17 protein-coding genes are annotated in these 20,218 nt (G+C 67.4%); 6 read left to right on the top strand and 11 right to left on the bottom strand.

The window, feature by feature from the left end; genetic code table 11:
* Positions 1-10 precede the first annotated feature (10 nt).
* The 3 genes from Q8S38_RS12790 to Q8S38_RS12780 all read right to left on the bottom strand — a co-directional run bounded on the left by Q8S38_RS12790 (position 11) and on the right by Q8S38_RS12780 (position 3,361).
* Positions 11-829: a carbohydrate ABC transporter permease gene (locus tag Q8S38_RS12790; RefSeq protein WP_305680804.1), complete on the bottom strand. Its 819-nt coding sequence runs from the start codon at positions 827-829 to the stop codon at positions 11-13.
* 151 nt (positions 830-980) lie between these two features.
* Positions 981-1,910, bottom strand: a complete 930-nt coding sequence (locus Q8S38_RS12785) for a carbohydrate ABC transporter permease (RefSeq protein ID WP_305680803.1) — start codon at positions 1,908-1,910, stop codon at positions 981-983.
* A gap of 98 nt (positions 1,911-2,008) precedes the next feature.
* The gene (locus tag Q8S38_RS12780; protein ID WP_305680802.1) at positions 2,009-3,361 is read right to left on the bottom strand and encodes an ABC transporter substrate-binding protein; all 1,353 of its coding nucleotides are present in this window, start codon (positions 3,359-3,361) and stop codon (positions 2,009-2,011) included.
* A 182-nt stretch (positions 3,362-3,543) separates the two neighbouring features.
* Here Q8S38_RS12780 and Q8S38_RS12775 point away from each other — a divergent pair, with 182 nt between their 5' ends.
* The 3 genes from Q8S38_RS12775 (at position 3,544) to Q8S38_RS12765 (ending at position 6,066) form a co-directional block, all read left to right on the top strand.
* Positions 3,544-4,569, top strand: coding sequence for an aldo/keto reductase (locus Q8S38_RS12775; protein ID WP_305680801.1), 1,026 nt, complete (start codon positions 3,544-3,546; stop codon positions 4,567-4,569).
* Positions 4,570-4,720: 151 nt separating this feature from the next.
* Positions 4,721-5,578: an amidohydrolase family protein gene (locus tag Q8S38_RS12770; protein ID WP_305680800.1), complete on the top strand. Its 858-nt coding sequence runs from the start codon at positions 4,721-4,723 to the stop codon at positions 5,576-5,578.
* Positions 5,579-5,610: 32 nt separating this feature from the next.
* Complete coding sequence (locus tag Q8S38_RS12765; RefSeq protein WP_305680799.1) at positions 5,611-6,066, top strand: RbsD/FucU family protein; 456 nt, start codon at positions 5,611-5,613, stop codon at positions 6,064-6,066.
* 103 nt (positions 6,067-6,169) lie between these two features.
* Here the strand turns inward: Q8S38_RS12765 and Q8S38_RS12760 are convergent, their stop codons facing one another.
* The 5 genes from Q8S38_RS12760 to Q8S38_RS12740 all read right to left on the bottom strand — a co-directional run bounded on the left by Q8S38_RS12760 (position 6,170) and on the right by Q8S38_RS12740 (position 12,998).
* Positions 6,170-7,222, bottom strand: a complete 1,053-nt coding sequence (locus tag Q8S38_RS12760; protein WP_305680798.1) for an ArsO family NAD(P)H-dependent flavin-containing monooxygenase — start codon at positions 7,220-7,222, stop codon at positions 6,170-6,172.
* Between the two features lie 43 nt (positions 7,223-7,265).
* Positions 7,266-8,570: an arsenic transporter gene (locus tag Q8S38_RS12755; protein WP_305680797.1), complete on the bottom strand. Its 1,305-nt coding sequence runs from the start codon at positions 8,568-8,570 to the stop codon at positions 7,266-7,268.
* Between the two features lie 198 nt (positions 8,571-8,768).
* The gene (locus Q8S38_RS12750; RefSeq protein WP_305680796.1) at positions 8,769-9,812 is read right to left on the bottom strand and encodes an ABC transporter ATP-binding protein; all 1,044 of its coding nucleotides are present in this window, start codon (positions 9,810-9,812) and stop codon (positions 8,769-8,771) included.
* A complete protein-coding gene (locus tag Q8S38_RS12745) occupies positions 9,809-11,932 on the bottom strand; it encodes an ABC transporter permease (protein WP_305680795.1) in 2,124 nt (707 codons plus the stop codon). Before Q8S38_RS12745 ends, Q8S38_RS12750 begins: the two co-directional genes overlap by 4 nt.
* Positions 11,933-11,963: 31 nt before the next feature.
* The gene (locus Q8S38_RS12740) at positions 11,964-12,998 is read right to left on the bottom strand and encodes an ABC transporter substrate-binding protein (protein ID WP_305680794.1); all 1,035 of its coding nucleotides are present in this window, start codon (positions 12,996-12,998) and stop codon (positions 11,964-11,966) included.
* A gap of 703 nt (positions 12,999-13,701) precedes the next feature.
* On the opposite strand from Q8S38_RS12740, the gene Q8S38_RS12735 reads away from it, so the two are divergent.
* Both Q8S38_RS12735 and Q8S38_RS12730 read left to right on the top strand, forming a co-directional pair.
* Positions 13,702-14,757: an acyltransferase family protein gene (locus Q8S38_RS12735; RefSeq protein ID WP_305680793.1), complete on the top strand. Its 1,056-nt coding sequence runs from the start codon at positions 13,702-13,704 to the stop codon at positions 14,755-14,757.
* Between the two features lie 173 nt (positions 14,758-14,930).
* Positions 14,931-15,674, top strand: a complete 744-nt coding sequence (locus tag Q8S38_RS12730; RefSeq protein WP_305680792.1) for a WecB/TagA/CpsF family glycosyltransferase — start codon at positions 14,931-14,933, stop codon at positions 15,672-15,674.
* A gap of 58 nt (positions 15,675-15,732) precedes the next feature.
* On the opposite strand, the gene Q8S38_RS12725 is transcribed toward Q8S38_RS12730, so the two are convergent.
* Positions 15,733-16,791, bottom strand: a complete 1,059-nt coding sequence (locus Q8S38_RS12725; RefSeq protein ID WP_305680791.1) for a glycosyltransferase — start codon at positions 16,789-16,791, stop codon at positions 15,733-15,735.
* Between the two features lie 127 nt (positions 16,792-16,918).
* On the opposite strand from Q8S38_RS12725, the gene Q8S38_RS12720 reads away from it, so the two are divergent.
* The gene (locus Q8S38_RS12720; protein WP_305680790.1) at positions 16,919-17,782 is read left to right on the top strand and encodes a DUF6492 family protein; all 864 of its coding nucleotides are present in this window, start codon (positions 16,919-16,921) and stop codon (positions 17,780-17,782) included.
* Here Q8S38_RS12720 and Q8S38_RS12715 read toward each other — a convergent pair.
* Together Q8S38_RS12715 and Q8S38_RS12710 are read right to left on the bottom strand one after the other, a co-directional pair.
* Complete coding sequence (locus tag Q8S38_RS12715) at positions 17,769-18,731, bottom strand: glycosyltransferase family 2 protein (protein WP_305680789.1); 963 nt, start codon at positions 18,729-18,731, stop codon at positions 17,769-17,771. The genes Q8S38_RS12720 and Q8S38_RS12715 overlap by 14 nt on opposite strands.
* A 35-nt stretch (positions 18,732-18,766) precedes the next feature.
* Positions 18,767-20,089 carry an O-antigen ligase family protein gene (locus Q8S38_RS12710; RefSeq protein ID WP_305680788.1) on the bottom strand — a complete coding sequence of 441 codons (1,323 nt, stop codon included), beginning with the start codon at positions 20,087-20,089 and terminating at the stop codon, positions 18,767-18,769.
* Positions 20,090-20,218: the final 129 nt, after the last annotated feature.

Below are 20,218 nucleotides of genomic sequence, written 5' to 3'. Positions count from 1 at the left end.
ACGGAAAGGGTCAGCCATCCTTGAGCCCTCCGGCCGAGAGCCCGGCAACGATCTGGCGCTGGGCCAGCACCGTCACCAGCAGCACCGGCAGCGTCACCAGCAGCGCGGCCGCCGCCAGCGGGCCCCAGGAGATCTGCTCGAAGGTCAGCGAGTTGTAGACCGCCGAGGGCAGCGTGCGGCTGTTCTTGCCGCCGAGCACGACCGAGAAGATGAAGTTGTTCCAGGAGAAGATGAAGGCGAGGATGCCGCCGACCGTGACGCCCGGCATTGCCAGCGGCAGCGCGACATGGCGGAAGGCCTGCCAGCTCGAGGCGCCGTCGATGCGCGCCGCATCCTCCAGCTCCATCGGGATGTTCTCGAAGTACCCGATCATGATCCAGACGATGATCGGGATGGTGATGACGAGATGGGTGATGACGAGCGCCGTGATGGTGCCGACCAGCCCGGTCATCTGGAACAGCAGGAACAGCGGGATCAGGTAGGACAGCGCCGGCGTCATCCGCGCGACCAGGATCAGGATGGCGAACTTCGTCGCCTTGCCGCGCGCGATGCCGTAGCCGGCGGGCACGCCGACCGCGAGCCCGATCAGCACGGCCCCGCCCGTGACCAGGATCGAGTTCCAGAGATAGAGCGCGAAATTGTTCTGCGCGAAAACGTCGATGTAGTTCTTCAGCGTCGGCGGATCAGGGATGAAGACCGGCGGGAAGGCGGTGTTGTCGAGCTCGTTCTTGAACGACAGCGAGATCATCCAGAGGAAGACCAGCACCGCCGGCGAGACCAGCACGAAGACGGAGGCGTAGAAGCCGAGTTTCTTGGCGAGGCGGGTCATGGGCGCACCCCCGCGACTGAAGGAACGCCGTCATCCTGGGCGGCCGCAGGCCGTCCCGGGATCCATCGGAGGGCTCGGCGCCCCAGCATGGATCCCGGGACTTCGCTGCGCGAAGCCCAGGATGACGGGGAGCGTGCTCGCAAGGCCCCCATCACGCGTTCCATTTCGACTTCTGCCGCGCATAGAGCAGCAGCAGGGAAAGCATGATGACGATGACGAAGAAGATCACCACGACGGCCGAGGCGTAGCCGATCTTGTAGAACTGGAACGCCTGCAGATAGAGGAAGATGTTCAGCGTCTCCGACGCCGTGCCCGGCCCGCCCTGCGTGATCACGAAGATCGTGTCGAAGGCCTTCAGCGCGTCGATCGTCCGGATCACGATCGCCACCATGATGAAGGGCCAGACAAGCGGCAGCGTGATGTGGCGGAACATGTGCCAGTCATTGGCACCGTCGATCAGCGCGGATTCGTAAGGCTCCCGCGGCAGGCCGGCGAGCCCGCCGAGCACGATCAGCATGACCAGCGGCGTCCAGTGCCAGACCTCGACGAGGATCAGCGTCGGGATCACCGTATCCGGCGAATAGACCCAGGCCTGCGGCCCGATACCGAGAAGGGACAGCAGATAGTTCAGCACGCCGAGCTGCGGGTGAAACATCATCGTCCAGACCAGCGCGACCGCCACCGGCGTCGCCATCATCGGCATCACGAAGACCGTGCGCAGCAGGCCCCGGAACGGGAATTCGCGGTGGAAGACCAAGGCTGCCGCCGTGCCGAACAGGATCGGCAGCACGACCGCCAGCACGGTGAAATACAGCGTATGCCCCATCGACTCGATGAAGCGCGCATCGCGGAACAACTCGGCGAAGTTCTGCAGCCCGACGAACTCCGGCCCGCCGCCGATCTTCCAGTCATGGCCGGACATGTAGAGCGTGAACAGCCAGGGGAAGACGATCACCGTCCCGACCACGAGCACGGCCGGCGCCGCGAACAGCCAGTAGCGCGGCGTGAAATCGGCCGAGTGGACGAAGGGCGCGGGCTGTGCCGGCTCGGTCCGTTCTACGGGAAGGGTCGTCGTGGTCATGCCAGGGCCGTCATGCCCGGGCCTGACCCGGGCATCTCCATGAAACCGCACATTCGTCGCGAGATGGCCGGGTCGAGCCCGGCCATGACGCGTCGACCTCAGCCCTGCTCGCTCTTGGCGAGCACCGGCGCGAAGGCTTCCGTCGCCTTCTTCAGCTCGGCGGCGACATCTGACCCGCCGATCATGTTGGTCAGCGCCACGCCGAAGACGTCGCGGAACTCGGTGACCGGCACGATCTGCGGCAGCGCCGCCCGGGCGATCTTGGCCGAGGCCAACAGGCAGTCGAAATACTGCTTGCCGAACTTCGACGCCTGGATCGTCGCGGTGTCGAGATAGGCCGAGGAGCGCGCGGGCGCGCCGGCGCCGGCCTTGAGCATGGCGAGCTGCTGGGCCTTGTTGGTCATGTGCTGGATGTAGAGCCAGGCGGCCTGCTTCTTCTGCGAGCCGCGCGAGATGCCGATGCCGTCGCCGAACATGCCGGCATGATGCGCCTTCGGCCCCGGCGGCGTCACGCCATAGCCGACCTTGCCGACGATGCGCGACTTCGACGGATCCTCCAGCGGTGTGGCGAAGCCGATGCCGTCGAGCCACATCGCGGCGCGACCCTGCATGAAGGTGGTCTGGCACTCGTTCCAGTTGAAGCCGACGGAGCCGACCGGGCCGGTTTCCTTGTTGAGCTTGCGGTAGAGATCGGCCGCCCAGATCGCCTCCGGCGTATCGGTCTGCAGCTTGCCCGCCGCCGAGGTCGCCTCCATGCCCTGGCCGAGCATCAGGCAGGACCAGACCGGGACGTTGGCGTTCTTGAGGCCGCGCGAGACGAAGCCGGCGACGCCCTTGGCGGGATCGTGCAGCTTCTGCGCCGCGGTGAACATCTCTTCCATCGTCTTGGGGAAGGCGACACCCTTCGCGTCGAAGAGCTCCTTGTTGTAGTAGACCATCCAGTAGTCGACGAAGAAGGGCAGCGTATCGAGCGCCCCGTCGGCCTGCCGCGCATAGGCGACCGGGCCGGCGCCGAAATCCTCGAAAGCGAAGTCCGGCGAGGTCAGCGAGGCGTCCTTGATATAGGGGTTCAGATCCTCGAACCACTTGCCCTTGGCGGCCATGCGCTTCTGCACATGCAGCGAGATGCCTGACACGTCGAAGCTCGGCTTGCCCGAGGCGAACTCGATCACCGCCTTCTGGCGCTGCTGCTGCTCCGGCACCTGCTCGGAGGAGACCTTGATGCCGGTGAGCTCGGTGAACTCCTTCTCCGCCGCCTGGAACATCTCCGAGCGCGGATTCTTCACCAGCAGCACGTCGATTGTCGTGCCCGAGAAGCGCTTCCAGTTGAAGGCCGCCTGGGCGCGCGCCTCGCGCAGCACCAGGGGCGAGCCGATCGCGCCTGCGGCGGCGAAGGCGGCGGTGCCGCGCATCAGCGCGCGGCGACTCGGCTTCAGAAACGGATCACTCATCTCTCGTCCTCCCTGGACTTCTCGCGAATCGCCCGTTCCGGGCTATTTTGCGGCGCCGTCCGCGGGAACTGTCCCTCGTCTCCGGCAGCCATCTTGGAGAGGACGCTAATCCCGTTCAAAGATGGTTGCAAGCTAACATGTCGGTGTGCACATACTCCGCGCAACGAGAACGGAATCGCCCGATGCCGCCCGCCTTTGCCCTCGCGCCGCGCCCACTCGGTCGCAACGGTCTGCCCGTCTCGACGCTGGGATTCGGCGGCGCGCCGCTGGGCGATCTCTATGCCCATCTCGACGAGGCGCAGGCGGTTGCCACCGTCGAGGCCGCGATCACGGGGGGCATCACGCTGTTCGACACGTCCCCCCTCTATGGCCACGGCCTCTCCGAGCATCGCATCGGCGCGGCGCTGCGGCGGGTGCCGCGCGACGGGCTCGTGCTCTCGACCAAGGTCGGGCGCGTCGCGGAACCCTTTGCCGGACGTGGCGACGGCTCGGGCTATCGCGGCGGTCTGCCGCACGGGATGCGCTTCGACTATTCCTATGACGGCGCGATGCGCTCGCTCGAGCAGTCGGCCCTGCGGCTCGGCGTCGACCACCTCGACATCGTCCTGATCCATGATGTCGACATCTGGACGCATGGCGCGGCGATGATCGAGCAGCGCTTCGGCGAGGCGATGGACGGCGCCTATCGCGCGCTGGAAGCCCTGCGGGCGGCGGGTGCCGTCAGGGCGATCGGCGTCGGCGTCAACGAGGCCGAGATGTGCGAGCGCTTCGCCCGCGCCGGCGATTTCGACACCATGCTGCTCGCCGGGCGCTACTCGCTGCTGGAGCAGCCGGCGCTCGCCTCCTTCATGAAGCTGGCGCTGGAGAAGGGCATCGGCCTGATGCTCGGCGGCGTCTTCAACTCCGGCATCCTCGCCACCGGCCCGGTCCCCGGCGCGCGCTACAACTACAACGCGGCCCCGCCCGAAATCCTCGCCCGCGTCGCCGCGATCGAGGCCGTCTGCACCCGCCATGGCGTGCCCTTGCGCCGCGCCGCCCTGCAGTTCCCGCTCGGCCACGAGGCGGTGGCGAGCCTCGTCATGGGCGCGGTCTCGCCCGCCGAGGTCGCCGACCAGATCGCCGAACTCGCCCAGCCGGTCCCGGCCGCGCTCTGGACCGCGCTGAAGGCGGAAGGCCTGCTCGCGGCCGATGTCCCGGTGCCGGCATGAAGCACTTCATCCTCACCCGAGCCCTCATCCTGAGGAGCCGCGCAGCGGCGTCTCGAAGGATGCTCCAGGAGGCTCCCGAGAGAGCTGGAGCATCCATCGAGACGCGCTCCTGCGGAGCGCTCCTCAGGATGAGGGCTGGAGGATGCCGGCGATGAGCGAGGCACGGCTCCTGCGCATCGACGCCCACCAGCATCTCTGGCAGATCGCGCGCGGCGACTATGGCTGGCTGACGCCCGCGCTCGGGCCGATCCACCGCGACTTCGCGCCCGAAGACCTCGCCCCGCTGCTCGCCAGCCACGGCATCGACCGCACCATCCTCGTCCAGGCGGCTCCGACCGAAGCCGAGACGCGCTTTCTGCTCGCCATCGCCGCCGAAACGCCCTTCGTTGCCGGCGTCGTCGGCTGGGCGGATTTCGAAGCGCCCGATGCGCCCGCCCGCGTCGCCGCGCTCGCCGCCGACCCGCTGCTGGTGGGGCTGCGGCCGATGGTGCAGGACATTCCCGACCTCGCTTTTCTCGCACGGGACTCGCTCGCCCCGGCCTTCGCGGCAATGGTCGCCCACGGCCTCGTTTTTGACGCCCTGATCAAGACTCCGCATATCCCCGCAACGCTGGCGCTGCTCGCCCGCGAGCCGCGGCTCACCGTCGTCATCGACCACGGCGCCAAGCCCGATCTGGTCGCCGACGATCTCGCCGCCTGGCGCGAGGGCATCATGGCGCTCGCCGCCCATCCAGGCACCTTCTGCAAGCTCTCCGGCCTCGTCACCGAGGCCGGGCCGGGCTGGAGCCTCGACACGCTGCACCCGGTCGTCGACCACCTGCTGATGACCTTCGGCCCGGACCGCCTGATCTTCGGCAGCGACTGGCCCGTCGTGACGCTGCGCGCGTCTTACGAGCGCTGGTTCGACGCCGCGCAGACGCTGCTCGACGGTTGCAGCGAGGCACAGCGAGCTGCGATCTTCGGCGGCACGGCGCAACGCGTCTATCTTGCCCGGCGGGGGCGGCTGTAAACCCGCCTTTCGCCTGACAGGACGAACCCGCCATGCTGAAGAACCTCGACCCCGTCCTCTCCGCCGATCTGCTCTGGATCCTCGCCGCCATGGGCCATGGCGACGATCTCGCGCTGGTCGACGCCAACCACCCGGCGCAAACCATCGCCGCCGCCACCACCAGCGGCCGCCTGGTGCGGCTGCCGGGGCTGAGCATGGAGCGCGCGGCGCGCGCCATCCTCTCCGTGTTGCCAATCGACGATTTCGAGCCCGAGCCGCTGCGCCGCATGCAGGTCGTTGGGGACGCCGCCGCGATTCCCGCCGTGCAAAGCGCGGTGCAGCGCGAGATCGACGCGGCGCTCGGGGCGCCGACGCTGCTCGCCGGCATCGAGCGGTTCGCCTTCTACGATCAGGCGCGGCGCGCCTTTGCCGTGGTGCAGATCGGCGATCCGCGCCCCTATGGCTGCTTCCTGCTGCGCAAGGGCGTCATCAGTGGCCAGCCCGGCTGACGACTGACGCGAGAACGGGCGATGTCCCCGGGCCCTGTCAGCTCCGGTTGATCGCGCGCCGGTGCAACCGCTCCAGAGCCGCGGGCTGCGTCGGTACGCCGGGTCAACCCAGCGCCACGGCGATCTCCGCCACCGTCGAACGGGCGGTGCGCATCACGCCGATCAGCGTCGCCGAGGCCGCTCCGGTCCAGTCGCCATAGCCGACGAGCCAGAGCCCCGGTTCCTCGACCGAGCGCGTGCCGTTCGTGACGACGCGGCCATCCTCGCCGACCACGCCGAGCCCGGCCAGATGCGACAGGGCAGGCCGAAAGCCGGTACACCAGATCACGGCATCGACAGGGGCGCGCGTCCCGTCCCGCCAGATCACCCCGTTAGGTGTGAAGCGGATGAAGGGCGCGACCGCGTGCAGCACGCCGCGCTCGCGCGCCTCCCGGACGGGCGGCACCATCACCACGTCGCCGAAGCCCCCGACCGGCATGTCGATTGTGCGGCCCTCCTGCGCGGCCTGCCAGCGCGCGGTTGCGCGTTCGAACAGCACGCGCCCATCGACCTCGTCGGGCAGGAAGGACGGCGGCGTCGCCGTCACCCAGGTGGTTTCGGCCAGCCGCGACACCTCCGCCAGGATCTGCGCGCCCGAATTGCCGCCGCCCACGACGAGAACGCGCTGGCCGGCGAATGCGCCCGGTGTGCGGTAATCCGCCGAATGGATCTGGCGCCCCGCAAACAGCGCCTGGTCCGGATAGTCAGGCCAGAACGGATGGCGCCAGGTCCCTGTCGCGCTGACCACGACGCGGGCGCGCCGCGTGCCGGTGCTGGTCGCGATCGAGAACCCGGCGCCGTCGCGAGTGAGCGCCTCGACCTCGACCGGCCGCTCGACGGCGAAGCCGTAGCGCGCCTCGTAGCGGGCGAGATAATCGATCACCGCATCGCGCTGGGGGTAGCCGTCGGGACTGGCGGGCATCGGCCAGCCGGGCAGCGAACTCCACTGCGCCGGCGAGAACAGGCGCAGCGAATCCCAAGCATGGAGCCAGGCGCCGCCGGGGCTTTGTTCGCCGTCGAGGATGGTGAAGCGCAGGCCCGCCCGGCGCAGAAAATAGGCGCAGGCGAGCCCGGCCTGACCGCCGCCGATGACCACCACATCCAGCGGTTCGTCCATGCCGGCTCTCCAGTGCGACGCTGCGCGCAGCCTCAGCCGAGGTTTATGACACCACCGGCAGCCAGAGCCAAAGCGCCACCAGCGTAGCAAAGAGGACCGGCGGTGTGATGACGAGCCCGACCTTCATGTACTGGCCCCAGGTGATGGTCTGGCCCTTGCCGGCGAGGACATGCAGCCAGAGCAGGGTCGCCAGCGAGCCGATCGGCGTGAATTTAGGGCCGAGGTCGTTGCCGATGACATTGGCGTAGACCATCAGTTCCTGGGTCAGCGGCGCGACGGCGGCGCGGTCGATGGCGAGCGCGCCGACCAGGGTGGCCGGCAGGTTGTTCATGATCGAGGCCAGCACGGCGATGACGAAGCCGGTGCCGATGGTTGCGATGAAGGTGCCCTTGCCGGCGAGCCAGACCAGGACGCCGGCTGCGATGTCGGTCAGCCCCGCATTGCCGAGGCCGTAGACCACGAGATACATCCCGATCGAGAACAGCACGATCTGCCAGGGCGCGCCGCGCAACACGTTCGGGACGGACACCACCGCGCCTCTTCCGCCGTCGAACCAGCGCCCCGCGATAGCGACGAGCACGAGCGCAGCCGCCCCCGTCACGAAGGCGATCGGTATGCCGAGCGGCGCGGTGGCGAAATAGGCGACGAGCAGCAGCCCGAGCAGCGGGAAGGCGGCGCGGAAGACGGCCTTGTCCCGGATCGCGGAGGCGGGCGCCTCGAGATCGCCGACAGCATAGGACGCCGGGATGTCCCGGCGAAAATACAGCCATAGAACCAGGAGCGTCGCCGCCAGCGAGACGAGGTTGACCGGCACCATCACCGCCGCATAGCGGTCGAAGGCGATCTGGAAGTAGTTCGCTGTGACGATGTTGACGAGGTTGGAGATCACCAGTGGCAGCGAGGTGGTGTCCGCGACGAAGCCGCAGGCGATGATGAAGGCCATGGCGCCGGTCGGCGGGAAGTTCAGCCGCAGCAGGATCGCCAGCACGATCGGGGTGAGCAGCAGCGCCGCCCCGTCATTGGCGAAGAAGGCGGCGATGACCGCGCCCAGCAGGATGACCAGCGGAAACAGGCGCCGCCCGTGGCCGCCGCCCCAGCGCGCGACATGCAGGGCCGCCCAGGCGAAGAAGCCGGCCTCGTCGAGGATCAGCGAGATGACGATCAGGCTGACGAAGGTGAAGGTCGCGTCCCAGACGATGTGCCAGACCGTGATGAGATCCGCCCAGCCGACGACGCCGGCCAGCAGGGCAACCGCAGCCCCGCCAAGTGCCGACCAGCCGATGCCGAGCCCTTTCGGCTGCCAGATGACCAGAATCAGCGTGGCCACGAAAATGGCGAGTGCAAGCATGGACGATGTCCGTAGAAAGCGCAGCGTCGATCGCGCGGGGAACAGGTGGTCGGTTCCGGGATGATCCACGCCTGCGCGCGGGCATCCGGCCGGCCGGATGGCCGCGGAGCGCAGGCCATCACCGAGGACGACTATAGCGCCCAACCGACCAACTGGCGAAACCCGCGCCGGCCATGCCCTGTCGGTGACGGAGGGCAGTCAGGCCAGGATCATGACCCGGTCGTTGCGAAACGAGAGGGAGACGGGGTCGCCGGCGGCAAAGGCGTCGGTCGCCGACATCGCATTGATCGGCCCCCAGGCGGTTTCGATTTCGAATTCGCGCCAGTCGCCGACATAGGTGGCGCGCACGACCTTGCCTGGCAGGCCGGCTTCGCTCGCCATTCCCATCTCGACCGCATAGGGGCGGATGGCCAGCGTCGCCGGCCGCTCCGTCAGGTCCGGCCGGTCGCCGAGTGCGATCGTTGCGCCATGGCGGCTGAAGGCCCAGCCGGCGTCGCTGCGCGACAGCGTGCCCTCGAAGAGATTGGCCTCGCCCATGAAGTCGGCGACGAAGGCGTCTGCAGGTTGCTCGTAGATCGCGCGCGCCGGCCCCATCTGCGCGATCTTGCCCCGGTTCATCACGATCACCGTGTCCGACACCGCCAGAGCCTCGCTCTGGTCATGGGTGACATAGACCACGGTCAGCGCCAGATCCTGCTGCAGCGCCCGGATGTCGTCGCGGACCTTGCGCCTGAGGCGGGCATCGAGATTGGAAAGCGGCTCGTCGAACAGCAGGATCGTCGGTTCCAGAACGAGCGCGCGCGCCACCGCGACACGCTGCTGCTGGCCGCCCGAGAGCGCCGAAGGCAGCCGCTCTTCCAGCCCCGCCAGACCGACCAGTTCGAGCTTGGCGCGCGCCAGCCGGTCCGCCTCGCTCCGCGACTGGCCGGAGGCGAGGAGCCCATAGGCGACGTTGCGCAGCACGCTCATATGCGGAAACAGAGCATAGGACTGGAACACCATGCTGACATTGCGCTCTGCCGCCGAGAGCCGCGTCACATCCTCGCCGCCGATCAGAATCCGGCCGGCGCTCGGCAGTTCGAGCCCGGCGATCATGCGCAGCGTCGTGGTCTTGCCGCAGCCCGAAGGGCCCAGAATCGTGGTCAGCGTACCCGCCTGGACGCTGAAGCTGATGTCGTCGACCGCGGTCACCGAGCCGTAGCGCCGGCTGACGCCCAGGAATTCGAGTGCGCCGCCGCTCATGCCGGACCTCCTGATGTCGCCTGTGGCTCGGCGACGCGCCGGCCGAGTGTTTGCTCGCCGACGACGAGCCGGACGGCCCAGATCACCATCAGCATGAAGGCGATCATCAAGGCGCAATAGGCGATGGCGAGCGAATACTCACCGGCCTCGACGCGCCCCACCACATAGGCGGTCGCGAGATTGTACCGTGCCGTCACCAGGAAGATGACGGCCGAGACCGCCGTCATCGCCTGGATGAAGCTGTAGATCAGCGTCGCCACGATCGCGGGCTTGATCAGGGGGAGGATCACCAGGACGAGCGTGCGGGCCGTGCTGGCGCGCAGCGTGGACGATGCTTCGTCCAGCGACTTGTCGATCTGGCTCAGCGCCGCCATGCCGGCGCGCACGCCCACCGGCATGTTGCGGAAGACGAAGCAGGCAATCAGGATCGCGAGCGTGCCGGTGATCTCGACCGGGGCGACGTTGAAGGCGAGGATGTAGGAAATGCCGATCACCGTGCCGGGGATCGCGAAGGACAAAAGTGTCATGAATTCGAAGGCGCGACGTCCCCTGAACTCCTGGCGCGCCAGGACATAGGCCGTCAGCAGCCCCACCATGGCGGTCAGGGGGGCCGAGATGCCGGCGACCCAGACCGTGACCCAGAAGGAATCCCAGGCCGAGCCGAGCCAGGTCAGCCCGCCGGCTCCCACCCCGACGGCGAAACCGGTCTCGAAATGCGCGAGCGTCGGCGTCAGGTCGAAGCGGCCGATATCGACGACGAAACCGCCGATCAGGACGACGCCGTAGACGGCGATGGTCAGCGCGATCCAGGGCGCGGCGATCAGCCAGAGCCCGGCCGGCATCGCGGCGGGCAGCGGCGAGGGCAGGCCGGAATCGCCCTTGCCCGAGACGGTCACGAAGGAGGTGCCCGCCAGCAGGCGCATCTGCAGGGCAAACGCTGCCAGCGTGAAGGCGAGCAGGATGAGGGCGAGAACCGCCGCCCGGGCGGGCTCGTGCTGTGCGCCGGCGATGGCGAAGAAGATCTTGGTCGACAGAACCTCGAAGGAGCCGCCCAGAACCAGCGGATTGCCGAAATCCGAAAGGCTCTCGACGAAGGCGAGCAGGAAGGTGTTGAGCAGTGCCGGCGCCAGCAGGGGCAGCGTCACGGTCGTGAAGATGCGCAGGCGCGAGGCGCGCAGCGTCTGCGCCGCCTCTTCCAGCGTCGGGCTGAGCGCCTTGAGCGCACCCGACAGGATGATGAAGGACAAGGGCGCCTGGCTCAAAACCTGCGCGATGGTGACGCCGGGCAGGCCGTAGATCCAGCGCGTGCGCGGCAGTCCGAACCAGTCGTTCAGGGTCACCGTGACGATGCCGGTGCGCCCGAACAGCACGATCAGCGCCAGCCCGACGACGAAGGGCGGGGTGATGATCGGCAGGATCGCCAGCGCGTCGAAGAGCTTCGGGAGCCGGACATTGGTGCGCGTCGCCAGCAAGGCGAAGGTGAGGCCGAAGACGGTCGACAGACCCGCCACGAGCAGGCCGAGCCCGAGCGAGTTCACCGCGACGCCGCAGGCCTGCCCGCCGCCGAGACAGCCCAGGCTCCAGATGTCGCGCGCGCTCAGCCGATCGAGCAGTTCCCCGGCCGAGACCAGCCCGGATTTGCCGGCAAAAGCCTCGACCAGCATCCGCGACACCGGCCAGAACACGAAGATGATCACGAGCGCGCCGATCAGGGCGACGCAGGTCGCCACGAATCGGTCGTTGCGGAAGGCCCCGAGACGGGCCGAGGAGCCCGCCGCGAGCGCCACCAGCGCGACGGCCGCCACGGCGAGCCCGGGACCGACATTGAGAGGCTGCTGCGACGGCAGCAGGCCGAAGCTGGTCAGCGCCTGCGGGCGGAAGCCGGCGAACGCGATCACGAGCAGGGTGAGCACGGCCAGGCCGAGCCCCGCCCAGGAGATGGCCCGTCTGGACGGCGGAAGGGCCGCGGTCGCCAGGACGGCGAGTGCTACCAGGACGACGCCATGCCCGGAGAGCGCGAGCGCCAGCCCCGAGCGTGAATCGCCATTGAGCCCTGGCAGCACGGCGAGAGCGATCAGCCCCGCCATGCTCCAGAACAACGAGAAGCCGTCTAGCCTCATGCCGTCTGCCGCCGCCTCCTCAGCCGCGCCTTCAGTTCTTCGGCGCGGTCTTGACCTCGGCGTCCCACTTCTTCAGCAGGCGGCTACGTTCCGCCGACGAGCCGTATTTGGCGAAGTCGTAGTCGATCAGCTTGGTCTCGGCGAGATTGGGAGCGCCGGGCGGAGCCTTGGCGGAAAGATTGGACGGGACCTGGAAGGCCTTCGCCTTTTCGCCGATCTCCTGGGCCTCGGGGGTGAGCGCCCAGTCATACCACTTCTTGGCGTTGTCGAGGTTCTTGGCGCCCTTGATCAGCGACATCGAGCCGATCTCGTAGCCGGTGCCTTCGCAGGGCGAGACGACCTTCAACGGCGCACCCGAGGCCACCTGGGTGACGGCGTCGTGCTGGAACACGATTCCGATCATCGATTCGCCCGTTGCGGCCGCGCGCGCGGGCGCCGCGCCCGACTTGGTGTACTGGTTGATGTTCTTGTGCAGCGCCTTGAGATAGGCGAACGCCTTGTCCTCGCCCATCAACTGAACGAGCGTCGCCAGCATGGTGTAGGAGGTGCCCGACGAATTCGGGTCGGCGACCTGGATTTCGTCCTTGAATTCGGCCTTGATCAGATCGGCCCAGCATTTCGGCTCCGCGATCTTCTTGTCGGCCAGCATCTTGGTGTTGAAGCCATAGCCGAGCGCGCCGGCATAGATTCCGACGGTGCGGAACTTCGACTGCTCGGCCTGCTTGATGGCCCAGGGCTGCAGCCGCGCCAGCATGGGCGAGCGGTATTCCTCGGTCAGGTTCTCTTCCGCCGCCTGCAGATGCGGGTCGCCGGTGCCGCCCCACCAGACGTCGCCCCGCGGATTGGCGGCCTCGGCCTTGATCTGGGCATAGGTTTCGCCGGAGGATTTCCGCGTCATCGAGACCTTGATGCCGGTCTTCGCCTCGAAGGCCTGGACCATCGGACGGCACCATTCCTCCTGGACGGTGCAGTAGACGACCAGCTCGCCCTGCTGGGCCTGGGCGGATGGCATGGCGTATGCGCTGAGCGCGCCGGCCACAGCAAGGCCGAGCAGATGTTTGTTCATGGCGTTTTCCCCTGATGGCACCGCCCATTGCTTGGACGGCATTTATGACAAGGCGTATACGGCCCGGATGGTCGCATTGCGAGTCCTTAGCCGGAACTCCTTTTCTGAGGATGACGCTGACGCGCATGGCCAGCAAGAGCAATCTGACCTTAAGTCAGAGATCGGTCCGTCCCCACTTTCGTCGCGCCTGACCGCGTCCAGAATGAGCGCTGACGGGCAGGGCGCCCCGGTCGATCGCCGCCATCACCGCCATCGCGGGCTGGTGGCTGGGACTGTCATGGGCTGTGGCCCTGCAGCTCAAAGCGGCACTGGCGCCGACCCTGCTCGACCGCAGCCATGGCCGGGACCCGGATGGGGTGGCCCGATCGAAGGATCAACAGAACTCGGCGCGGCGGTGACGCGGCCGGTCCTGCGAACCGGACCGGCGCGAGCGGTGCCAGGCGCGACCAGGCCCGCCGGATGTCGCCGGGGGCCGTGCCGAGCGATGCGAGACCCACGGCGGGGTGAGCAGCCGTCGCGAGGATCGCCGGCAACAACCGCTGGAGCGAATACGGGGCCTGCATGCCTCAAACTGAAACGAGTTAAGGCTAAGGAGCGACCTGACTGGACGGCGCTCGCTACGCTGTGTCAATGCGTCAGCCGCTTGTAGAGCGTCACAGCTTATCTTGTCGGCGACGTGGATGACGCAAGGGAACGATCTTCGATGGTTGTGGTGATCCAGTACCTACGCGGCCTGGCGGCGGCACTGGTGGTCTATACCCATCTCGATACGCAGATTCTGAGACTATCGCCCGATCAAGGCCTGCCTTTGGCCAACCTCGGCAACTGGGGCGTCGATATCTTTTTCGTCATCAGCGGCTTCATCATGTATGTCGCCGCGATCGATATCGATGCCCGGCCCGGCGATTTCCTGCTGCGGCGGGTGATCAGGATCGTGCCGCTCTACTGGCTGTTGACGGGAGCGATCATCGCCGTCGCCGCGGTGGCGCCGTCCCTGCTGTCCAGCACGCGCCTCGACCCGAGCCATATCCTGGCGTCGCTTCTGTTCCTGCCCTGGCCCAACCCCGCCTATGCGGGATACTGGCCGGTGCTGATCCCGGGCTGGACCCTGAACTACGAGATGTATTTCTACGCTACGGTGGCGATCGGCCTGTTGGCGCCGCGGGGTTTCAGGGTCGCCGTCACCTCCGCGATCGTCATCGGGATTCTGGCCGCGCTCCAGATCAGCAAACCGGCCGGGCCGATCGCCTTCTATGGCGACGACATCGTCCTCGAATTCCTGATGGGTCTGCTGGCGGGTTATCTGTTCAGGAAGACGAGGCCGCTGGGTGTCCCCCTCGGTGTGATCCTGATCGTCGCGTCGGTCTGCCTGGTCATGTGGATGGCGACGATGACGGCGGTTCCCAGATCCATCGCCTCCGGCATCCCGGCCCTGATGATCGTGCTGGGCAGTCTGCAACTCGAGGCGAGGGCCAGGCAGGCAGTGTTTCGCCCGGCGCTCTATCTCGGCGATGTGTCCTATTCGCTGTATCTGACGCATGTCATCGCGTTGCCGATGGTCACGGTCATCTTCATGCGCCTGGGCGCCGATCTGGGCATCAATGCAGCGCTGGCCTATCCCGTCGTGGCCTCGCTCTGGGCCTTGCTGATCGCCGCGCTGGTCTATCGCGCGGTCGAGAAGCCGGTGACACGGACCTTGCGGATCGTCACCGGAGAGCGCCGCGCGCTCAAGCCGGCACCTGACGGCGGCCCGACATGACCGAAGACGATGGCCGACGGCCCCATCATGGGAGCGTCGCCACAGCGTCATTAGCGATAACGATCGTCGGCCATGGAATCCGCGGGGCCGCTATGCGATCACATCGCCGACGGAGGCCGTGAAGCCAGATGGATTCGAGCGGGCAGGGCGGTTTGCTCCACAGGGGAGGGCCGGTGACGACGATCGGCGGGCTGCCCATCACGACGCTGGGTCGCCAGGCCTCCGCGCAACTGTTCATCGACACGGCGCTGCGCGCCCGCACAGCGCCGCAAAGGCCGTTCTACTCGACCTCGGCGAACGGCCACGTCATCGCGCTGGCGCGCAGCGACGCCGCCTTTCGCGCGCTTCTCCTCGAGGCCGACCAGATCCATCCCGACGGGATGCCGATGGTTCATCTGTCGTCCTTCGTTGCGAAGACCCCCTTGAAGGAGCGCGTCGCGACCACTGACCTCATTCATGACGTCGCGGCCCTCGCGGAGAAAGCCGGGGTCAGTTTCTACTTCCTGGGCGGCACCGACGAGGTCAATCGCGCCGCCGTCGCGCGCCTCGGCCAAGCCTATCCAAAGCTCGCCTTCGCCGGCGCACGATCGGGATACTTCACGGCCGACGAGGAGACGGAGGTCGTCGCGGAGATCGCGCGCCTGCGGCCCGACATCCTCTGGATAGGCCTGGGCGTTCCGCTGGAACAGTCCTTCGTGGCCCGCAACATCGACCGGCTTGCCGGGGTCGGCGTGATCAAGACCTCCGGTGGCCTGTTCGACTTTCTGTCGGGGCGCAATTCGCGCGCGCCGGGCTGGATGCAGGCGGCGGGGCTGGAATGGGCCTATCGCACCCTGCTGGAGCCGCGTCGGCTGTTCGGCCGCTATTTCAGGACGAACGCCGTCGCGCTGTGGCAGATCCTCCGGCACTCCAAATGACGCAGCCGGGGTGACGTCGGCGGCGATCCCCGCTTCGCCTGCGGCGACCGGCACGTGATCAGCGGCAGATGGCGCTTTCGACATCCCGCCAGACGGCGTCGATTTCGGCGGTGAGAGCGACGGGCTCCGGCGCGAGCGTGGCGGCAGCCCAGACCGCATCGGCGAAGCCGTCGTCGTCGGCATCGGTGGGGACGAGACGAAGCGCGCGCGCGTCGATCAGCCTTCGGTAGAGGGCGTGATGTGCCAATGAATCGGCGCGGGCGGGCGCGTTGACGACGACCGGTTTGCCGAACAGAGCGGCGGCCAGCACGCTCCCGCGACGGGAGGTCAGGCCTTCGGGGAAGACGTAGCAGAAGACGTCGACGGCCTCGAACATCGCGAAGAGCTCGCGTTCATCGCCGACATAGCCACTGACGAGCACGCGGTCGGTGAGCCCCGCCGCCTGCACGGTCCTGAAGAAGTCCTGCTCGACGTCGTCATTGCCCTTGATGAACGAGCCGATGAAGACGACGAAGACGTCATGTCCTCGGGCGATCAGCCGCTCGGCGACATGCAGCACCGCTTTCGACTGCTTCTTCGGGTAGATCGAGCCGAACTGCCCGAGGATCAGGCGGCCCCGGCCCCGCTCCGCGATCAGCCGCTCGCTCACCGCCGACGGTTGCAGATCGGGCGGCGCCAGCAGGTTCGGCGGGATCGGGATCAGGTCGCGGTCGCCTGTCGCGACGCTCGACAGCCGGCTCTGGCGGAATTCGTCGGCGATCTCCGGCGCCGAGAAGACGATCCGGGTGGCCAGCGCCACGACCGGCGCCAGCACCACCCGCCTTTTCCAGTCCAGCGCCGTCCATTCGTGCAGGACGACGACGACCTCCTTGCGCATCAGCCGGGTCGCCAGGGCGATCAGCGCCGGCCAGACGAGCCGGCGCTTCCAGGCGACGATCGGGAAGTTCAGCACGATGCCGTCGAAATCGCGCAGTCGGGCGAAGAACCGGGCGCCGCCTTCGCCGAGAACCCAGGTGCCGCCTCGGACGGACAGGCGCCGGGCGAACTGCCTGGCGAACTCTTCGACCCCGCAGGTCTCCGCCGCCGAGGAGAGGAGGATGAGATAGCGCTTTGACATGCTGGGGAGGGCCGTTCCGTCTCGCACTGCTGCAACCTCAAATTAGGATTGTCGCGTTAACGGATCGCTCTGTGAGCGGCGATGACGCGTTGCGCGAGACGGCTGTTTCGCCGGCAGAGGACGGCAGATGATCGGTGACCTTTCCGTGGTGACGCCGAGTTACCACGGCGATCTCGAGCGGTGCAGGCTGCTCTGCGACTCGATGGACCGCTTTTGCACGGGGCATGCCCGGCACTACATCGTCGTCGACGATGAGGATGTTGGCCTGTTCGCGCCATTCGCCGGGCCGGGGCGGGAGGTCATCGCCACATCGGCGCTATTGCCGCCGTTCTGGGCCGTCGGGCGCTGGCGGGGGCGCCGGTACCGCTGGCGCCCGGGGATCGGGCTGCCGATCTATGGCTGGCATCTCCAGCAGCTGCGCAAGATCGCGGTGACGCTGGCCCAGCCGGCCGAGCGCGTCATCTGCATCGATTCCGACATCTGCTTCTGCCGGCCGGCCGATCTCTCCGGGCTCGCCACCTCGCCGCGCGTCCCGCTCTTCCTCAGCCCTGCCGCGATCACCGCCGAACAGCCCCGCCACGTGGAGTGGCGGGAAAAGGCGCACGCGGCGCTGGGTCTTGAGGCTCCGCCCCTGCCGGGGGACGATTTCATCGGGCCGATGATCACCTGGGAGCGCGCGACGGTTCGTGCGATGGCTGACCGGATCGAGGCTGTGAACGGCCAGCCCTGGTGGCAGGTGCTGGCCCGCCAGCGCGGTTTCTCCGAATATCTGACCTATGGCGCTGCGGTCTCGAACGACCCGGTCCTGGAGCAGCGGCATGAGCGGGTCGAAACATCCCCCTGCCTGACCTACTGGACCGGCCCCGCGCTGGACGAGCAGGGCCTCGACGCGCTGATCGGCCAGCTGCGCCCCGATCAGTTCGCCCTGACCATCCAGTCCCATACGCAGACATCGATCGCGACCATCCGGTCGGCGGTCATGCGCCGGTGATCGAAGGGGGCGGCGAGGTCGAGGAGCGATAGGGCTTCGGCAGGAGCCCCAGGCTCGCGACGATTCGGCCGACCGGCATGAGCAGCGGATGGCTCGCCAGCAAGGGCGAGCCGGTTCGCATGAGCACCTTCAGACCGCGCAGCACGCCCATCACGAGACTGGCGGCGTTCTTCGCCAGCGCGATCGGCAACGGCTTGTGCAGCCGATCGATCATGTAGTTGATGCTGCCGGTCCGCACCGAGCGTTTCATCAGGAAGGACGACGTCGTGCGGTCGGGCGCGACGAATTCATGCGCCACGGCCTCCGCGCACCACCAAGTCTTGAAGCCCGCGAGACGGCAGCGGGTGAAGAACTCCATGTCGCCCCCGCCAAGATAGTTGAACCGGGTGTCGAAGGGCGGTGGGGGCAGTCTCTCGAAGACGCGCCGGTGGATCAGGCAGTTGCCCGAGCCGTGGAGCTGGTCGATCTGACGGGTGACGCCGTCGATCGAGACGAAGAGCGGGTGCTGCATCACGGTGGCATCCGGCTGCACCTCGAACTGGCGTATCACCGGTCCGCCGACGAGATCGGCCCCCTGGTCGCGAGCCAGTCCGATCATCGCTTGCAGCCAGCCCGGCAGCGCGATTTCGTCGTCGTCGATCATGAGAACGTATGACGCCGCGGGATAGGTTGCGAGCGCCGTCTCGAAGGCCCGGTTGATTGCGTGACAATTGCCCTGCCGATGCTCGACGACCACCGTATGCGGCAAGGCCGTGGGCGCCAGAATCGCGCTGGCCAGGGCGGCGCCGACCGGGTTGCCGCCGTCATTGTCGACGACCACGATGGCAAACCCGCTGTCGCAGTGCTGTGCGAGCACTGAATCCAGCGTCCGACGCAGCCACGCCGGGCGTCGGAACGTCGGAATGCAGATGACGGCGTCAACAGAGAGCGGGCGCTGCGGATCGGTCATGAGGAGCCGTTTGTGATCACCGACCGCGCGTGGCGTCAGAGGGCGGGCTGAATGCGGGTTGGAGCCCCTGCATAGCGGGTTGCCGTCAAATTTCCGTATGCGAGCATCCGCAAGCCGAAGACCGAGATCAGCATGGTGAACCAGACCGGACCGCGATTGTCGAAAAACGGGCTCTCGAGGCACGACAGAAACAGCATGAACAGCCAGCAGCGCATGAAAAGCCGCACGAGGTCGGGATGCTGCGCCCGCTTGAACGCCAATCCGGCGTGGCGACAGGGGAGGATCACCAGCCAGACGATCATCAGGAACAGCAGCGGGAAGCCCCCATTGATGACCTGGTCGAGGTAGCCGTTATGGGCATTGGCCGCCGTCACGGCCCAGCTGCTGTCGGCCACCTCGCCGTTGACGAGCCCCTCCATCTGCCAGAAGCTCTGGAAGCCGTGCCCGAGCCAAGGCCGCTCTGCGATCGCGTCCAGCGCCAACCGCCAGACCGAAGCGCGGTCCGTGAATGTCGGGTCGATCCCCCACGAAACCAGCAGATCCTGCGTCTCGCGCGATACGGCCGCCGACAACAGGAGGTAGTTCATCATCGCCAGGCATATGAGCAGGAACGGGGCGCGAAACGGCCCGATCCGTTCGAAGATCCAGGCCACGGCGAGGATGGCCGGCAACATGGCCGCGGAGGTCTTGCCGCCGGAGTTCAGCAGGAACACCGTGGCGCAGATCACGATCAGCGCGCCCTGCCAGAACACCCTGGTTTTCATGAAGAAGAGGCCGAAGAAGACGGCAAACACCATCGCCGCCGCGGCGACGTTCTTGTGGCCGAAATGGCCGCGCCAGGCGCCGGCCAGTTGGTGCTCCAGCGCATCGGAGCCCTGGTGGATGGCGCGCTGGGGCAGGGCGAACACCCCGAGAAATGCCAGCAGCACCGCCGTCAGCACGCAGGCGCCGAGCAGCTTGCCGAACTGGTCGGTGTCGCGGGGCAGCAGGAGGACGCTGCTGGCGCACAGGCAGACCAGCATGGCGTAGACGATCCGTCGAAACGCCGTCGCCGGAACCTCGGAAAACAGGCTGGTGAACAGGAGCCAGCAGAGGATCACCGCGAGCGGGCCAAACGAACGCAGGAGGAGCCCGCGGGCCGGGTGCTGGGCGATCGCTCCGAAAACCAGGCCCGCCAGCGTGATGACGATGATCTGGTTCACCACATTCGAAGACGTGCCATACGCCGTCAGCAACCCCGACGCGTTGGGGTTGGGAAACGGCTCGAGGCCGATCCAGAAGAAGCAGAACACCACGACGAGCAAAAGCGAGGACAACCCGCCGCTTTCGGCACCGTGGACAGAATGCGTCTGCGACACGCTGAGGCCTCTCGTCACGCGCACGGACCAACCTGTATCGGGCTCATCGATCCCTGTCGGCGCTTGTGGTTTTCGCTGTCGCCAACAGAAATGGCGAAAGACAGACTCCGCAGCATGAGACGGCGATCA

The organism is Allobosea sp., assembly GCF_030695125.1.
GTDB lineage: Bacteria > Pseudomonadota > Alphaproteobacteria > Rhizobiales > Beijerinckiaceae > Allobosea.
Note: the sequence above shows the minus strand (reverse complement) of the source record. Positions and strands in the feature narration are given on the sequence as shown.

Coding starts and splice junctions, on each gene's coding strand:
- Q8S38_RS12735 (WP_305680793.1), top strand. CDS start 13,702: ATGGTTGTGGTGATCCAGTACCTACGCGGCCTGGCGGCGGCACTGGTG.
- Q8S38_RS12785 (WP_305680803.1), bottom strand. CDS start 1,910: ATGACCACGACGACCCTTCCCGTAGAACGGACCGAGCCGGCACAGCCC.
- Q8S38_RS12765 (WP_305680799.1), top strand. CDS start 5,611: ATGCTGAAGAACCTCGACCCCGTCCTCTCCGCCGATCTGCTCTGGATC.
- Q8S38_RS12755 (WP_305680797.1), bottom strand. CDS start 8,570: ATGCTTGCACTCGCCATTTTCGTGGCCACGCTGATTCTGGTCATCTGG.
- Q8S38_RS12725 (WP_305680791.1), bottom strand. CDS start 16,791: ATGTCAAAGCGCTATCTCATCCTCCTCTCCTCGGCGGCGGAGACCTGC.
- Q8S38_RS12790 (WP_305680804.1), bottom strand. CDS start 829: ATGACCCGCCTCGCCAAGAAACTCGGCTTCTACGCCTCCGTCTTCGTG.
- Q8S38_RS12760 (WP_305680798.1), bottom strand. CDS start 7,222: ATGGACGAACCGCTGGATGTGGTGGTCATCGGCGGCGGTCAGGCCGGG.
- Q8S38_RS12745 (WP_305680795.1), bottom strand. CDS start 11,932: ATGAGGCTAGACGGCTTCTCGTTGTTCTGGAGCATGGCGGGGCTGATC.
- Q8S38_RS12775 (WP_305680801.1), top strand. CDS start 3,544: ATGCCGCCCGCCTTTGCCCTCGCGCCGCGCCCACTCGGTCGCAACGGT.
- Q8S38_RS12720 (WP_305680790.1), top strand. CDS start 16,919: ATGATCGGTGACCTTTCCGTGGTGACGCCGAGTTACCACGGCGATCTC.
- Q8S38_RS12780 (WP_305680802.1), bottom strand. CDS start 3,361: ATGAGTGATCCGTTTCTGAAGCCGAGTCGCCGCGCGCTGATGCGCGGC.
- Q8S38_RS12740 (WP_305680794.1), bottom strand. CDS start 12,998: ATGAACAAACATCTGCTCGGCCTTGCTGTGGCCGGCGCGCTCAGCGCA.
- Q8S38_RS12750 (WP_305680796.1), bottom strand. CDS start 9,812: ATGAGCGGCGGCGCACTCGAATTCCTGGGCGTCAGCCGGCGCTACGGC.
- Q8S38_RS12770 (WP_305680800.1), top strand. CDS start 4,721: ATGAGCGAGGCACGGCTCCTGCGCATCGACGCCCACCAGCATCTCTGG.
- Q8S38_RS12715 (WP_305680789.1), bottom strand. CDS start 18,731: ATGACCGATCCGCAGCGCCCGCTCTCTGTTGACGCCGTCATCTGCATT.